This window comes from Mesorhizobium sp. M0227 (genome assembly GCF_040321855.1).
GTDB lineage: Bacteria > Pseudomonadota > Alphaproteobacteria > Rhizobiales > Rhizobiaceae > Mesorhizobium.
Window position 1 is genome coordinate 240,110 of the sequence record NZ_JAMYSJ010000009.1, and the last position, 15,723, is coordinate 255,832.

At 61.7% G+C, this 15,723-nt stretch carries 12 protein-coding genes; 9 read left to right on the forward strand and 3 right to left on the reverse strand.

Annotation, left to right across the window (positions count from 1 at the left end):
- Entirely contained in the window at positions 1–3,381 is a 3,381-nt protein-coding gene (locus NKJ00_RS15585; protein ID WP_352610546.1) for a hypothetical protein, read from the reverse strand.
- 95 nt (positions 3,382–3,476) lie between these two features.
- Between NKJ00_RS15585 and NKJ00_RS15590 the strand changes: the two genes are divergently transcribed.
- Both NKJ00_RS15590 and NKJ00_RS15595 read left to right on the forward strand, forming a co-directional pair.
- Positions 3,477–3,944 (forward strand): peroxiredoxin, encoded by a 468-nt coding sequence (locus NKJ00_RS15590; RefSeq protein WP_128305433.1) that lies wholly within the window; start codon positions 3,477–3,479, stop codon positions 3,942–3,944.
- A gap of 151 nt (positions 3,945–4,095) precedes the next feature.
- On the forward strand, positions 4,096–5,400 hold the full coding sequence (locus NKJ00_RS15595) for a M23 family metallopeptidase (protein ID WP_128305434.1): 1,305 nt from the start codon (positions 4,096–4,098) through the stop codon (positions 5,398–5,400).
- Positions 5,401–5,449: 49 nt separating this feature from the next.
- Here the strand turns inward: NKJ00_RS15595 and NKJ00_RS15600 are convergent, their stop codons facing one another.
- Complete coding sequence (locus NKJ00_RS15600; RefSeq protein ID WP_352610545.1) at positions 5,450–6,679, reverse strand: M20 metallopeptidase family protein; 1,230 nt, start codon at positions 6,677–6,679, stop codon at positions 5,450–5,452.
- The gene (locus NKJ00_RS15605; protein WP_128305436.1) at positions 6,666–7,844 is read right to left on the reverse strand and encodes a M24 family metallopeptidase; all 1,179 of its coding nucleotides are present in this window, start codon (positions 7,842–7,844) and stop codon (positions 6,666–6,668) included. Before NKJ00_RS15605 ends, NKJ00_RS15600 begins: the two co-directional genes overlap by 14 nt.
- Positions 7,845–8,064: 220 nt before the next feature.
- Here NKJ00_RS15605 and NKJ00_RS15610 point away from each other — a divergent pair, with 220 nt between their 5' ends.
- The 7 genes from NKJ00_RS15610 (at position 8,065) to NKJ00_RS15640 (ending at position 15,649) form a co-directional block, all read left to right on the forward strand.
- Positions 8,065–9,231: an ROK family transcriptional regulator gene (locus NKJ00_RS15610; RefSeq protein WP_128305437.1), complete on the forward strand. Its 1,167-nt coding sequence runs from the start codon at positions 8,065–8,067 to the stop codon at positions 9,229–9,231.
- Positions 9,228–9,992, forward strand: coding sequence for an ATP-binding cassette domain-containing protein (locus NKJ00_RS15615; protein WP_128305438.1), 765 nt, complete (start codon positions 9,228–9,230; stop codon positions 9,990–9,992). The genes NKJ00_RS15610 and NKJ00_RS15615 overlap by 4 nt, the downstream gene beginning before the upstream one ends.
- 38 nt (positions 9,993–10,030) lie before the next feature.
- A complete protein-coding gene (locus tag NKJ00_RS15620; RefSeq protein WP_013532176.1) occupies positions 10,031–11,071 on the forward strand; it encodes a sugar ABC transporter substrate-binding protein in 1,041 nt (346 codons plus the stop codon).
- Between the two features lie 144 nt (positions 11,072–11,215).
- The gene (locus tag NKJ00_RS15625) at positions 11,216–12,211 is read left to right on the forward strand and encodes an ABC transporter permease (protein WP_128305439.1); all 996 of its coding nucleotides are present in this window, start codon (positions 11,216–11,218) and stop codon (positions 12,209–12,211) included.
- Positions 12,212–12,224: 13 nt separating this feature from the next.
- Positions 12,225–12,995, forward strand: a complete 771-nt coding sequence (locus NKJ00_RS15630; protein ID WP_128305440.1) for an SDR family oxidoreductase — start codon at positions 12,225–12,227, stop codon at positions 12,993–12,995.
- 241 nt (positions 12,996–13,236) lie between these two features.
- Positions 13,237–14,349 (forward strand): tyrosine-type recombinase/integrase, encoded by a 1,113-nt coding sequence (locus tag NKJ00_RS15635; protein WP_352630294.1) that lies wholly within the window; start codon positions 13,237–13,239, stop codon positions 14,347–14,349.
- A gap of 181 nt (positions 14,350–14,530) precedes the next feature.
- Positions 14,531–15,649: an AAA family ATPase gene (locus NKJ00_RS15640; RefSeq protein WP_352630296.1), complete on the forward strand. Its 1,119-nt coding sequence runs from the start codon at positions 14,531–14,533 to the stop codon at positions 15,647–15,649.
- Positions 15,650–15,723 lie beyond the last annotated feature (74 nt).

The window sequence follows — 15,723 nt, forward strand, 5'->3', positions numbered from 1 at the left end:
TCACCGGTACTCGAAGATCGACCTGAATATTCCAGGCGCGATCACCGACAGCGGATTGATGTCCAGCAGCGGCTTGTTGGCATTGCCCTTGAGCCGGTAAGTGACACCGATCAGGCCACGGTCGCGACCATTGCCGAGCAGCGCGCCAACGATGGGCAGTTCGCCGAAGATGCGATTGAGGCCATAGACCGGCATGAACGTGCCGGTCATGTCCATGTTGTTGTTCTGGTCGTAGAGCGTGCCCTGGAACGTCGTCCCGATGCGCGGTCCGCGCAGCACGCCATTGGCCAGTTTCAGATAGCCGCTGCCCTTGTCGATCTCGGCGTAGCCGCGTTCGAACTTCACCCGCGATGTGTCCAGCTTGCCCTTGACCGCCTGATTGAGGCTGCGGTTGTCGCCGGCCGGCGTGGTCGAGACGATGGAGGCGAGTTTCGGTTCGTTGACGACGAAAAAGTTGCTGGTGTCGACCTTGCCCTTGAGCGATCCGTCGCTCGGCCCGGCCAGTGCGAGCGTGATCGCGCCGCCTTCCATATGCTCGTAGATGTTGAGGAATCTCAGAATGGCGCCGGCGTCGGCGGACTGCATGTTGAGCGTGCGCCGGCCGGCGCCGGTGGTGTTGCTGATTGATATGGCCGCACCTGAACTGGCCGTGGCGCTGACCTTCAGCCCGTTCACCCGCGAGCCGGCCGCGCTGTAGTCGAGCTTCAGATTGGACAATTGCTCGTCGTGGAAACCGGTCAGCCGGTCGACATCGGCGCTGACGGAAATGGCATCGGAACCGGTGGTCTTGGTAGCCGTGTCGACGTCCGAAGTGAACTGCTTGATGAGCGAGCGGGCATCGAGCGCGTTGCCCGATATGTCGACCGCATAGCCCTTGCCGGACCGCTTCACCGACACGGCAACGTCGTCGCCCCTGTTCAAGGTGACCTTGCTGAACCGCGCCGACGACAAGGCGCCATTGACCAGCACGATGCTGCCGTCGACGGAGAACGTCTTTCCGTCGAGGTCGAAATCGGACAGCGTCATGGTCTCGCCGGACCTGGTCATGACGAAGGTGACCTTGGCGGGGACCCCTGCCCCCTTGCTCCAGCCCGCCCAGGGAATGTCCAGCCTGGCGTTGGTCAGGTCGGCCGAGACGTTCTGGTCGCCGCTGCCGTTCTTGTCGATCGCCACCTTTACCGTTCCGGCAAGCAGCGGCTTCAGGCCGGGCATGGCGGCGGCGCGGATCTTGTCGTCAAGCACCAGAGCCACCTTGCGGCTGCGCGCCGGCCCGTCATCCGCGAGCGGCTCTACCAGATCGAGTTCGGCCGGAATGCCGTTCAGCAATGCCTTGGCGGAGATCACCGCCTTCTCCGGATCGACCGTGATCGAACCGTCGGCATCCGTCACGATCTGGCCCTCGAAGGGCTTGGCCAAGGACATACCGGTGTAGTCGAGCGACACCAGCCAATCGAGCTTCGAACTGTCGACGCCCGACTGCAGCGGAATATCAGCCTTGACGTGGCCGGTGACGCTGCCCGACAGGTCTTCCGGCAGAATGCCGACATGGCGCATGGCGTTGATCGGCTCGTAGGATGCGAGTTCGGCGACGGCCGACGCTTCGCCGTCGACGTCGATATCGAGCGCGCCGACGACCGGCGGGCGGTTGGCCGCCTTGACCGTCAGCGTGCCGTTGCTGGCCGCCACGGTGCGGCCGCTGGGCATGTAGACGGTGCCCGAGGACAGGGAGATATCGACATCGTTGCCGTGGAAACCGACGACACCGACCGCGTCGCGTATCGGCGGGATGCGGCCGGCGGTGTCGAAGCGCGATCCCTCGATCTGGAAGCGGCCGAACACCTCATCGGCCGAAAGCGGCACGCCGTTGCCAAGCCGGCCCGGCACAACCTGGAACTGAAGGTTGGCGTCGACAACACGGCCGCCGAACAGATTGGCCAGCACCCACAGCCGGGCATTGCGCGCCGAAAACCACGGCCATAGCTGCTTGACGTGAGAGACCTGCATGTCGTGGATGTTGAACGCCAGATTGATCCCCGGCACTTTGCCGTCGACGAACGCCACGGCGGCGGTGCCAAGCATCTCGCCGGAGCCGGCGGACCGGAGCGCGATCTGCTCGGCGACCAGTTTGTGGCTCACCGTATTGTAGACCCCGGCAATCCGGGCGAGGAAGGTGAGCGCCGGCTCGGGCGACTCCGAAGGCGCAAGCGACGACCCGTCGCTGGTCAGGTCGTAGCGATAGGAGGGTTCTTCACCCACCGCTCCGCTTGCCGGCTTCGGCCCGATCGACCCGGCGAAATCGAATGTCGAGCGGCCGGTCTTCAGCAGCAATCTGTCGACCTGGATCTTGTTGCTGCCCGCAACCAGCGTCGCATTGATATCGACGTCCGCCGGCAGCAGTCCTCGCGTGCCGAGATCAAGGACAGAACCCGTCGACGACAAAGCGGCCGTCAGCCGCGATGCGTTCGCGCCGAACCCTTCCGATCCCGTCAGCTTCAGCGCGACGGTTCCCAGCTTGCCGGCAGCGGCCGCCATGTCGCCGGTATCGGCCAGATCGACGCTCGCATCCAGTGCCGTGACGCGGTGCGCCGCGATATCGCGGGAGGCGGAAGCGGCAACGGTAGCCGTCCTGCCGTCGATGTCCGCCGTGGACGAGAACTGCATGCCGCCCGGGCCTGACTGCACGACGGTGGCGTCGGTGAGCTTGACGAGCTTGATCGCTCCGGTTTCGGGCAGCACGAATTCGACATTGCGAAGGTCGATCCGGCGCAGCGAATCCTCCCGCACGGCATCGAGTGCGTGGTTGATGTTTCCGAACACCGCAGCGGACAGCTTCTCCGGATCGATGAGGCCGTCCGCATTGCGCAGGCCGGCGGTCCAGTCGCCGCCGGACGGCATCGCAGCCACGACGATGCGGGCATCCGAGATCCTGGCGCTGGTCAGCCGCACATCTCCCCACAGCAGCGGGAACAGACGCACGCCGAAGCGCACGCGGCCGGCATCGGCCATCGGCTTGCCGTCCGATGTCTTCAAGCTGACGTCGCTGACCTGGAGCGCGATGAAACTCGAACCGTCGAGCGTGATGCGGGCAGGCCCGACCGCGACATTGACATCGACGCCCGCCAGTTTCTCGAGCGCCGTTTCCGCCTCGGTGCGAAGCCGGTCGGCTCCGATGCCGGAGGCGCCAACCAGATAAACGAGCATGGCGGCCAGCAGCACGAAAGCGACCAGACCGGCGAACAGTCGCGACAGGATGCGAAAACCGCGTCCGATCGACGCCTGACCGAGCGGCGGCACACGGCAGGCGGACGGAAAGGTCCCCAGGTCGGTGATCTCATCACGCCTGAACCGGATCTTCTCGTGCTGCGGTCGCTCCTGATCCACGCAATTTTCCGTTGTACGAACTCGATCGTGGACGAATCCCCGTCCGACACTATATCGGTGTGGCTTCGCGCGTAACCTCAAACAAGGGCATCGGTATGGCTGACCTCGACGTAGGCGATCTCGCGCCGCAATTCGACCTGCCGCGGGACGGCGGCGGATCAGTCAGCCTTGCCGCATCGTCCGGCAAGCCCATCGTGCTCTATTTCTATCCGCAGGACGACACAACAAGCTGCACGCAGGAGGCGATCAGCTTCTCGCAGCTGAAGCCGGAGTTCGAGAAGGCCGGCGCCGCGGTGATCGGCCTGTCGCCCGACCCCGTCAAGAAGCACGACAAGTTCAAGTCGAAGTACAATCTGACCATCGACCTCGCCGCCGACGAGGAGCGCAAGGTGATCGAGGCCTACCATCTGTGGGTCGAGAAATCGATGTATGGCCGCAAGTATATGGGAGTCGAGCGCGCGACGTTCCTGATCGGCCGCGACGGGCGGATCGCCAGGATTTGGCGCAAGGTCCGCGTCAAGGGCCATGCGGAAGAGGTGCTCGAGGCCGTTCGTGCGCTTTGAGATTTTGCCGGCGAGGCCGGCCCGGTTTCCCTTACAACCTTACGCACGCCCGGCGGGCAACCGCTGCGGACAAGTCGGCGCTGCAAGCCTTTGTTAACCTTAATAATGTGTAGTCAAGCTGTCGTGGTGTCGTAAACGAAAGCTTGGTCCCGTGAACGTAACCGGTCAGTCCGCAGTCTTCGGCAGGCGTAAGGAGCCCCATACGGTCATCATCGCCCGGGGCAACGAGATCAGGCATTTCACAATCCGGCCGTGGCTGGCGGCCTTTATCGGCTCGGCGCTGGCCGCCATTGCCATAGGTTACCTCATGGCCACCTCCTATCTCGTCCTGCGCGACGATTTGATCGGCGCCACCACTGCGCGCCAAGCGCGCATGCAACAAGCCTATGAAGATCGAATTTCGGCGCTTCGCGCCCAGGTCGACCGCATCACCAGCCGGCAGTTACTCGACCAGCAGCTGATGGAAACCAAGGTCAGCGAACTGCTTGAACGGCAGAGCCAGCTGAGCCAGCGTCACGGCCGCCTTGGCCCGCTGCTCGAACGCGCCGAGAGCGAAGTCGGCGCAGCGCCGGCCGAATATCCGGCAGCGGTTGCGAAGCCGGACAAACGCGCCGAAGTGACCGGCAGCATCAAGGAGCCCGCGACGAATTATGCGGTCGCCAGCCTGAGCGCCGATCCCGGCGCCGGCGACACAAGGCCGTTCTCGCTGTGGTCGACCCGCTCCGATCCGCTGCCTAGCGCTTCAGCCGCCGATCGTGCCGACAAGCTCTTCGTTTCGATCAACCAATCGCTGAGATCCATCGAGAGCGATCAACTGACCCGCATCAGCACGCTTGCCGACAATGCCTACAAGAGCGCCGATGCCATCACCCAGGCGCTCGAGGCGGCCGGACTGCCCGTCGACAGCGACTTCGGCAAGGGCGACAGCGATGTCGGCGGACCGCTCATTCCGGTCGACAGTTCGATGATGTTCGACAGCAAGGTCAAGGAGTTGGACGAAGCGCTTGACGCCCTCGACCATCTCAAGAAGGAAGCGCGCCAGCTGCCGCTGACCAACCCCGCGCCGGGCCACTCCGTCACCAGCCCGTTCGGCGTGCGCACCGACCCGATCCTCGGCACCGCGGCACTGCATTCCGGCATGGATTTCAGGGCGCCGATCGGCATGGCCGCCAAGGTCACCGCGCCCGGCACCGTCACCAAGGCCGGCTGGAACGGCGGCTATGGCCGCATGGTGGAAGTCGACCACGGCAATGGTTTTGCGACACGTTACGGGCATCTCAGCGAGATCGACGTGACCGTTGGCGAGAAACTGGACGCCGGCGCCGTCATCGGCAAGACCGGCAGCAGCGGCCGCTCGACCGGCCCGCATCTGCACTACGAAGTCCGCCACAATGGCGAAGCGATCGATCCCTTGCGCTTCCTCACGGTCGGCAAGAAGGTCGCCCAGTATCTGTAAGCGATCCTGGGCTCCTGCCCCATGCGCCGATGACCATCATGATGGCTGACTAAGGCGCTCCCGTCGACAGAAACGCCGTCGCTGCCGCAACCAGGGTGGCCGCGCCGACCTTCAGCGCGGCCTCGTCGACACGAAACCGGGCATGGTGGAGCGGAAACACCGATCCGATCTCCTCGTTGCGGATTCCCAGCCGAAAATAGACCGACGGGCGTTTCTCGCTGTAGTAGCCAAAGTCGTCCGCGATCGTCCATCCGGGCGTTTTGAGGACGTTGTCGGCACCGATGCAGGCCTTGGCGCTGGCGGCAATCAGCTCGGTCATCTCGACATCGTTGACGACACCAGGTTCGCCCTTGTGGATGTCGACCTCGACACGCGCGCCGTGGCTTGTCGCTACCCCATCGGCTATCGTACGAACGCGGTGCCAGGCCCGCTCGCGGGTGGCGTCGCTGCCGCTTCGGATGGTGCCTTTCAACGTGACCTTGCCGGCGGTGACATTGTAGGCGTTGCCGCCGTTGATGGCCGTCACGGAAATCACCAGCGGATCGTACGGGTCGATCTCGCGCGAAACGATCTTCTGCAATTCGCTCACCAGGGAGCAAGCCACGGCCAACGCATCGACACCCTCATGCGGTTTTGCCGCGTGCGCCGCCGAGCCGATGACGACCACATCGAAAGTGTCGCAGGCCAGAGTGTAGGGACCGGAGCCGACGGCGATCTTGCCGGTCGGTGTGTACGGATCGACGTGGACGCAGATGGCGGCGTCGATATCGTCGAGAAGCCCCTCTTCCACCACCCGCCTGCCGCCCGACGGTTCGTCCTCCTCCGCCGGCTGGAAGATCAGGCGAACGGTGCCGCCAAAACTGTCCCGCGACTGGTGAAGATGCGCGGCGACCGCGAAAGCCATCGATGCATGGGCGTCGTGGCCGCAGGCATGCATCACGCCTGGATTCGTCGATGCATAATCGACGCCGGACTCCTCCTCGATCGGCAAGGCATCGATGTCGGCGCGAATGGCGACCTTTCGATTTGACGGCTTGCCGGTGCCGACAATATCGACGGCAAGGCCAAAGCCGGCGACGTCGCGAATGTCGGCAATCCCCTGATCCACCAGCATCTGCCTGAGATAACGCTGCGTGCCGGCCTCTTGGTTCGAGAGCTCGGGATTGCGGTGCAGATGGCGGCGGACCTCGATCATCCGATCGAGAATTCCGGCGGCGATATCGGTCGTCACGGTTTTCGCAACACCACCCGCCGTGGCCGAACCCTCAGGATTTGACATGGATCTCTCGCGGGAACTTCGTCAGGGTCTCATGGCCGGTTTCGGTGACCAGGATGGTCTCGCTGATCTCGATGCCCCAGCCGTCCATCCACATGCCGAGGATGGAATGAACGACATTGCCCGGTTCAAGCACGGTCTTGTCGCCCGGCCTGAGGCTGATCGTGTGCTCGCCCCAATCCGGCGGATAGGCAACCCCGATGGAGTAGCCGATGCGCGATTCCTTCTTCAGTCCGTAGCGCTGGATGACCTTGCGCCAGGCGGCTTCGACGGCTTCGGCTGATGTTCCCGGCCTGACCGCGTCGAGCACCGCATCCATGCCCTCGATCACCGCTTTTGCCGTGTCCGAAACATTTGTCGGCGTCTTGCCAAGCTGCATGGTCCTGGCGAGGCCGGCGGCATAGCGGCGGCAGACGCCGGCAAGTTCCAGCGCGATCGTCTCGTTTTCCCCGAACCGCCTGTCGCTCCACATGATGTGCGGCGCCGAGGCATTCTCGCCACCGAGGATTGTCGGTGGAAGCGCGGTGATGTCGCCGGCAAAATCCGGGCTGCCCGCAATCTGCGCCGCCTGGATGGCGGCGATGGCATCGCATTCGCGAACACCCGGCGCAATCACCTCGAAGGCCCGCGTGACGGCCGCTTCGGCCAGGGTCGATGCCTTGCGCAAATACGCGATCTCGGGCGCCGATTTGACCGCGCGGATCCAGTTCACCAGCAGGTCGGCATCGTGCCATTTTGCGTTGGGAAGTCCGGCGACAAGCCGGGCGTGCGCCTTGGGGGAGAAATAATAGGCTTCGAGTTCGATGCCGATATGTCTGCTCCCCCAGCCCCTGGCGACGATCCAGTTTGCGATCCAGTCCATCGGATGGCGATCGACGCGCTGAACATGGTCTTCCGGGAAGCCAACCACGTTTTCCGGCTTCATCCAGGCTGTCAGAAGACCGCCGGCCGCATCCATGGCGCGCCCGATCCAGACCGGCTCGACCTCTTCGATTGGCACGAGCACGACCTGGGGCGTATAGAACGACCAGCCATCATAGCCGGTGATGTAATGCTGGTTGGCAACGTCGTTGACAACAAGGAGCTCGAGACCGCGCTTGGCCATCTCGGTGCGGATTTTTCGTAGCCGCTGCTGGTACTCGTCGCGGGCAAACGGCAATTCGATCATCTTTGCTCCATGCTTTGTCGGATCAACGGTCGCGGGGTTCGCCCACCTTTGAAACGGTTTCGACATGGCGGCAATCAGCCAGGGCGGCGTGTGAGCAGGTCCTGAACCGAATACGTCCTCGAAGGCCTTCCCTGGAAAACTTCGTCGTGATTTATTTTTGAATTCCATTTGACTGAATAAATAAGCAATGCAAAGCTGCGCTCTCCTAAGGGGCGCAATCATGGCACTGCGGGGGACCAATCAGGAGTTCGGGCGGCCGTACAACCGGCGCATCGTGCTTGAGTCCATCCGCCTGCATGGACCGATCGCCCGCGGCGAGATCGCCCGGCGCGTCGGCCTCACCGTCCAGACGGTGTCGACCATCGTTCGCGAACTGGAAGATCAGGGCTACATCCTGTCGCTGCGCGAAGAGCCGAAGGGGCGCGGCCTGCCGCCAGCGACGCTCCGGATCAACCCCGATGGGGGCTATGCCGTCGGCATCCACATCACTCCGCTTGGTATCAGCGCCGCCTTGATCAATCTGAGCGGCGACGTGATCGAGAGCATCTACCGCGAGGCGCCAAATGCGACGCCGGACCACGCCTTCGAGCTGATCGGGGCGATGGTGGTGGAATTGACCAGACTACGGGCTGGCGGACGGGTGCTGGGCGTCGGCATGGCCCTGCCCGGCCCATTCGACGTGGAGTCCATGAGTTTCGTGGGGCCGACCACCATGACCGGCTGGAAGGATGTAGCGCTGCGCGAACGGCTGGCGGCCTCCACCGGATTGCCGGCCTTCTTTGAAACCGATATGGCAGCAGCCGCCATGGGCGAGCGCCTCTACGGCCTCGGCGCCCAGTTTTCCGAATATTACTATCTCTATTTCGGCGTCGGCCTTGGCGGCGTCATGGTTCATGATGGCAGCGCCTTGCGCGGCGCCTGGGGAAATGCCGGCGAGATCGGGCACATTCCCGTTATTCCGGGCGGCGAGGCTTGCCCGTGCGGCAACAGCGGCTGTCTCGAAAGATATTTGTCGCTCGAGGCGCTCCGGCGCTGGAACGGCAGCGAGGCGGATTGGGTCGCCGAAGTCGCACCGATCTTTCACAACGCCGTCGCCGTCATCGAGAACCTGTTCGACCCGGAGACGGTCATCCTCGGCGGGCTGGCGTCCGCCGACCTGCTCGAAATGCTGGCTGGTTCGGCCGGAGGCCTGCACAACTCCGTCTCGGCTCGCAAGGACCGCACGACGCCCAGGGTTGTGGTCGCACGCGGCGGGCAGCATTCCGTGCTGCGCGGCGCCGCCGCCCTTGCGGTTTCCGGGGTGCTGTCACCTCGCTTCGGGCAGATGTTCGCGGCCGAACGCGAACGCGAGCGCGACCTTCTCAAAGGCAGGGAGATTGCGGCATGAGTGAACCCCTGCTGGTGCTCGACAACGTCACCAAGAACTATGGCGCGATCGAAGCGCTCAAGGGCATCAGCTTCTCGATCGGCAAGGGCGAGGTCGTGGCGCTGCTGGGCGACAACGGCGCCGGCAAATCGACACTGGTCAAGATTATCGCCGGCGGACTGGAGCCGACCTCCGGCCGAATGCTGTTCGAGGGCAAGGAGTTCCTTGCCCGGTCGCCCGCAGAGGCCAAGGCAGCCGGCATCGAGACCGTCTACCAGGACCTGTCGCTGTGCACCAATGTCGACGTGGTCGCCAATTTCTTCATGGGCCGCGAAATCACCAGACAGGTTTTCGGCATTCCCGTGCTCGACGAGCGCGCCATGGAAGCCGTCGTCGGAAAGGCGCTGGCCAGTGCCGGCACCCGCATTCCCTCGCTGCGCGCCAATGTCGAGCACCTTTCGGGCGGCCAGCGGCAAGCCATCGAGCTCAACCGGTTCGTGCATTGGGGCGGCAAGCTGGTGCTGCTAGACGAACCGTTCGCAGCGCTCGGGGTCGAACAGACGCGGCGCGGCCTCGACATGATCCGCCAGGTGGCGAACCAGGGCATCGGCGTCGTCATCATCACCCATATCATGCAGCAGGCTTTTCAGGTCGCCGACCGGATCGTGGTGATCCGCCAAGGCGTCGTGGCCGGCGATGTCGCACGCAATAAAACAAGTCCCGATGCGGTGATCAACATGATCACCGGTGAGACGCTTGCCGGTGCCGGACCGACAGGCTGAGGGACAAAGAGGGGTCCGGCTTAAGAGGAGCGAACGACATGAAGCGAATACTTCTTGCTGTCTTCGGTATCCTTGCACTGGCCTTTGCCACGCTCACGCCGGCATTCGCCCAGTCCAAGGGTATCGTCTACTATATGGTGCCGACCCTGCTGGACGAGTTTCAGACCGGCTCGGTGAGCGCGCTGGAACTGTTCCTGAAGCAGACCGGCTACGAGATGAAGACGCTGAACGCCGACAACAAGACCGACGCCCAGCAATCGCAGATGAACGATGTCATCGCGCTGAAGCCGGCGGCCATCATCCTGGCGGCAGTTGACTTCAATGCACTGAAACCGTCGATCGAGGCAGCCCGCGCCGCCGGCATCCCGGTGGTCGAGTTCGACCGCCAGATCACCTCGACGCCATCCGACTTCACCTCTGTCGCCGGAACGGTCGAGATCGGCTACGTCGCCGCGGACCAGGCCGAGAAGCTGCTGAAAGCCAAGAACGGCTCGGTGAAGGGCAAGGTTCTGCAGGTGCTCGGCGATCCCGGCGATCCCTATACGCTCGACATCCAGAAGGGCTTCGAGGAGAAGATGAAGGCGTTTCCGGACGTCAAGATCATCTCGCTTCCGGCCATGCAATGGGAAGCCAGCAATGCCGGCACAATCGTTGCCGACCAGATGTTGGCAAACCCCGACATCGACCTGATCTTCAGCCATGCCGCGCACCTTTCGGTCGCCGCCGTCGCCTCGCTCGAGGCAGCCGGCAAGAAGCCGGGCGACGTCATGCTGATGAGCTCGAACGGCGCTCCGGTCGGCCTCGACCTGATCCGCAAGGGCTGGCTCAACGCCGAAATCGAGCAGCCGCTCTACGCGCAGGCCGCGGCTGTCGCCATGTTCATGGACAAGATCGTCAAGAAGCAGGAGATCAAGCCCGGTGAATACGACGTGCTCGGCTTGAAATCGACCGTGACCAAGGAAGCCTGGGGTCCGAACATCAAGATCCCCGGTGCCGCCATCACCAAGGAAAACGTCGACAATCCGGCCTTCTGGGGCAACCAGAAGCCGCCGACGGACACCGTCAAGTCGGTCGAATAGTCATTGAAAGCGCTCCGGGCCGTAACGGCCCGGAGCCTGCCCCTTCACACCGCCGCGTCCGAAAGGATGCCGTGGCGAATTTGAATCCGCGCCTTAACCCGACGAAATCGAGTTGATTTCGCGGGGCGCCAACCGGATCAGCCCATGAACCCGCGCACACGCAAAGCCCTGGAGTTCGTACTCGACAACCTCGTCTGGTTCATGCTGCTGTTCGTGCTGGTGGTCTTCTCCATCTTCGTCCCGAACTACTTTCAGCTCGGCATTTTCGCCAACATCATCGAGGCTTCCAGCGTGCTCGGCGTCATGTCGATCGGCCTGGCGCTGGTGATCATCGCCGGCCACATGGATTTGTCGGTCGAATCCGTCGCAGCGCTCAGCGCCATGGCGGTCGGCATCCTATTCTGCTCGTCGGGCATCGGCATGGGCGTGCAATTGCATCCCGAATGGCTGATGGTTCCGGTTTCGCTGCTGCTGGCGCTGGCCGTCGGTGGCCTCATCGGCGCCTTCAACGGCTATCTGGTGGTCAAGGTGAAGATGAGCGCCTTCATCATCACGCTGGCGTCCTACATCTGGGTGCGTGGCCTCGTGCTGGTGATTTCGGGCGGCCGCTCGGCACAGGACCTGGCGCCGGCCATCCGCTGGTTCGGCATCCAGCGCCTGATCGGCTTGCCGCTGACCGCCTGGATCGCGGTTGGCTGCTTCGTCGTCTTTTCGCTGATCATGGCCAAGACGCCGTTCGGCCGGCATCTGGTGATGATCGGCGGCAACGAGACGGCGACCTTCCGCGCCGGCATCCGCGTCAACCGCAATCTCATCATCGCCTTTGTTCTCGCCGGCGCCATCGCCGGCCTCGCCGGCTGGCTGCTGGCGATCCGCACGTCGGGCGCCACCGCCAATCTCGGCGTCGGCCTGCTGTTCAACGCGTTCGCCGCGGTCGTCATCGGCGGCGTCAGCTTGAAGGGCGGTGTCGGCACCCTGCCCGGCGTCTATGCCGGCGTGCTTTTGCTCTCGGCCATCAACACGGCGATCAATTTGATGGGCCTGCCGGCCAATTTCACCCAGGTGATCCACGGCCTGCTGGTGCTGGCGGCCGTGCTGCTCGACGCCTTCAAGCAAACCATCCGCCAAAGACTCGCATGACAGGACGGCTCGCATGACCAATCGGTTACAAGACAAGGTAGCGCTGATCATCGGCAGTGCCCGCGGCATCGGCAAGGGCATCGCGCTACGCTTTGCCGAGGAAGGCGCGAGGCTGGTGCTCGCCGACACCGAGGTCGAGGCCGGGCAAGCCACCGCTGGCGAGTTGGGCGTCCCCTTCATCCGCACCGACATCTCGCAAATGAGCGACGCCGAGGCCGCCGTGGCGCTGGCGCTCAAACTCCATGGCCGCCTCGACGTCATCGTGCAGAATGCCGGCATCTATCCCTGGCAGCTGATCGAAAACACCAGCGGCGACGACTGGGACCGCGTCATGGCGGTCAATCTGCGCGGCACCTTCAATGCCAGCCGCGCGGCCCTGGTGCCGATGAAGGCGCAAGGCTTCGGCCGCATGCTCTACACCTCGTCCATTACCGGCCCGCATGTCACCAGCCCGGGCCATGGCCACTATTCGGCCAGCAAGGCCGGCATCAACGGCTTCATCCGCGCCGCCGCACTGGAATTCTCCGGCTACGGCATCACCGTCAACGGCGTCGAGCCCGGCAACATCCTGACCGAAGCCATCGAGCTGCATCGCGGCGCGGCTTACATCAAGAACATGGAGGACTCCATTCCGCTCGGCCGCCTCGGCAGCCCACGCGACGTCGCCAACGCCTTCCTGTTCCTCGCCTCCGACGATGCCAGCTACATCACCGGCACGACCATTGTCGTCGATGGCGGGCAGTTGCTGCCGGAGGGCAATGATTTTCGACTGTTGCCACCGTGAGTGCAGCACGAACCAGACGACTCGGTTCCGTGTCTGGGAACAGTTTGAATGGACTATGGAATGGTGGGCGATGACGGGCTCGAACCGCCGACATCTTCGGTGTAAACGAAGCGCTCACTCCCTAGAGGTCTTATCATTCAGTGATATTAACCTCGTAAAATCAAAGACATAGCTCTACCCCTCTTTAGCCAAAAGCTGACGGATCGCTTGCTGTCACAGCACAGTCACACCGGAGCTAAAAATGGCTACTCTTCGCAAGCGTAACGGCAGATGGCAGGTCCAAGTCAGACGTCAAGGTTTTCCCATCCAATCCCGTTCATTCCTCTCAAAGGCTGATGCCAACGAATGGGCCAGGACGATTGAGCGTCAACACGACAGACAGGAGCTAGGTCCCGACCGAAAAGCCTTGAAGGCGATGACCCTTGCTTATCTTGTTACCCGATACAGGGATGAAGTCGTCCCCAAAAAGCGAGGGTCGGCAGTCGAGACGATCCTCATGAACCGCTTCCTCCGCTACCCGATCTGCCAGAAGACCCTGAACGACCTAACCACGGCTGACTTTGCTGCCTACAGGGATCAGCGGTTGAGCGAACCCAAGCACCGATCAGACAAGCCGGTAACCCCCAAATCGTTGAAGCGTGAGCTTTCTCCCCTCTCCCACATGTTCCGCCATGCTGTCGTTGAATGGGAAATCCCTGTCAGGAACCCCCTCGACGGATTGAAGCTCAAGGTGACCGATAACAAGCGGGAGCGGAGGCTCTTGGCTGGTGAACTCGACAGGCTCTTAGAGGCGACGAAGAAAGGGAGGAACAAGCTGGTCGCTCCTATCATTCTGTTCGCCCTAGAGACAGCCATGAGGCGCGGCGAGATACTATCGATCCAGTTCCGCCACGTCGATTTGGGACGCCTCTCCTTGGTCATCCCTGAGTCAAAGTCAGGCTATTCGAGGGTCATCCCGTTGACAGCAAGGGCGGTTGCGATCTTGGAGGCTTTGCGGACAGAAGATGCCAAACCTACGGACCTCGCTTTTCCTATCACGGCGATTGCTCTGAGGCTCCAATGGGACAGACTGACGGCACGGGCCGGGATCGACGGCTTGAATTTCCATGACCTTCGACACGAGGCCATTTCTAGGCTGTTCGAGCTAGGCCTGACGGTCCCGGAAGTCGCCTCGATATCGGGCCACAGGACTCTTGCCCAATTGATGAGGTACTCCCATGCCAGTCAGGAGGTCGTCAGAGCGAAACTCTACGCCGCGCAGTCGCCAGACAAGCTCATTGGGGTCAGGCATCCGCAAACCCTGATAGTTGAGACGACAAGCGTGTCGGAATCCACTGTGGAGCTAATCGACTGAAATACCTACGTTAATACCCCTTGGAGGTCTATCCTGAGTTACCTAGGCCCTTGCACCCGTCTTGGGCCTTTTGTTTGGGTCGTTTGAATTCTTGTGTTGGGAATACTGAGCGCATCTATCATCAATTCCTGCGCAGCCCTATTACGGCTGAGAGAATGATTCTGGTACCGAAGGTCCAACTATGAGCTTTGATCTGACGATCCCTCGAACGGACGGCAACCTGCTTCCTATAACTATTGAGGTCGGCGAAGTTCTGTTCGTTCTAGGTGCAAATGGTGTTGGAAAATCCAGCGCGATACAGATGTTCTATAAGAACAATTTTGCCAAAGCTCTAAGGATTTCCGCTCATCGACAAACTTGGTTCGCCACCAACACTAACACACTCTCTTCTCAAAATAAAAGAGACACAGAATCAAGCATGTTGAGTTCGGATCGCCAAGACAATGCGCGGTGGAGAGATGACTATGGAGCACATAGATCAACTGTGACGATTTACGATCTTCTTGATGCCGAGAATATCCGATCACGAGAGATTGCAGCAGCGGTGGATGCCAAAGACTTGGACCTAGCCATGAAATTATCTCAGAAAGAGGCTCCCCTTAAGAAGATAAACTACCTACTTAAATTTTCGAATATGCCAATTGATATTTCGGTGACTTCCGATGATCAGATAATGGCCAGCAAGAATGGGGGACCACTTTATAGCATAGCTGAGTTGTCGGATGGCGAACGGAATGCACTTTTGATTTCCGCCAACGTTCTGACTGCGAAAGCGGGAACCATACTGTTTATTGACGAGCCGGAACGCCACCTTCATCGGTCTATCATATCTCCCCTCTTGACGCTTCTATCAGCGGAACGTCCCGACTGCGCATTTGTGATTTCCACTCATGACGTTTCGCTTCCTCTCGACAACTCGACAGCAAGAACTCTACTCATCCGGGGGTGCACTTATTCCGGGTCGAGCGTTACCGGTTGGGACGCAGATTTGCTTCATTCAGATGCGATCATTGGAGATGAGTTGAAGCGCGATATCTTGGGTGGCCGAAGGAAATTGCTTTTCGTCGAGGGTGACGACGATACCAGTCTCGACAAGCCACTTTATAGCCTCGTCTTTCCCCAGGTTTCCGTCATAACGAAGCGGTCCTGCAGGGACGTAGAGCATGCGGTATCAGGGATTCGAGATGCCGCAGAACTGCACTGGGTCCAAGCCTTCGGAGTTGTGGACAACGATAGACGGACCGCCGAGAAAATCTCAGCTTTGAAGCGTAGAGGAGTTTACGCCTTAGCAGGCTGTTGAAAAAGGGGCTCGCGGTTGGGGTAGCTCCGTGATTCACTCATTTCGCGAGAATGCGGAGGGTGAATCGTGCGCGG

What these genes read in the sequence shown, in the direction of transcription:
- NKJ00_RS15590 (WP_128305433.1), top strand. Translation starts at nt 3,477, where the DNA reads ATGGCTGACCTCGACGTAGGCGATCTCGCGCCGCAATTCGACCTGCCG.
- NKJ00_RS15605 (WP_128305436.1), bottom strand. Translation starts at nt 7,844, where the DNA reads ATGATCGAATTGCCGTTTGCCCGCGACGAGTACCAGCAGCGGCTACGA.
- NKJ00_RS15635 (WP_352630294.1), top strand. Translation starts at nt 13,237, where the DNA reads ATGGCTACTCTTCGCAAGCGTAACGGCAGATGGCAGGTCCAAGTCAGA.
- NKJ00_RS15640 (WP_352630296.1), top strand. Translation starts at nt 14,531, where the DNA reads ATGAGCTTTGATCTGACGATCCCTCGAACGGACGGCAACCTGCTTCCT.
- NKJ00_RS15625 (WP_128305439.1), top strand. Translation starts at nt 11,216, where the DNA reads ATGAACCCGCGCACACGCAAAGCCCTGGAGTTCGTACTCGACAACCTC.
- NKJ00_RS15615 (WP_128305438.1), top strand. Translation starts at nt 9,228, where the DNA reads ATGAGTGAACCCCTGCTGGTGCTCGACAACGTCACCAAGAACTATGGC.
- NKJ00_RS15610 (WP_128305437.1), top strand. Translation starts at nt 8,065, where the DNA reads ATGGCACTGCGGGGGACCAATCAGGAGTTCGGGCGGCCGTACAACCGG.
- NKJ00_RS15630 (WP_128305440.1), top strand. Translation starts at nt 12,225, where the DNA reads ATGACCAATCGGTTACAAGACAAGGTAGCGCTGATCATCGGCAGTGCC.
- NKJ00_RS15620 (WP_013532176.1), top strand. Translation starts at nt 10,031, where the DNA reads ATGAAGCGAATACTTCTTGCTGTCTTCGGTATCCTTGCACTGGCCTTT.
- NKJ00_RS15600 (WP_352610545.1), bottom strand. Translation starts at nt 6,679, where the DNA reads ATGTCAAATCCTGAGGGTTCGGCCACGGCGGGTGGTGTTGCGAAAACC.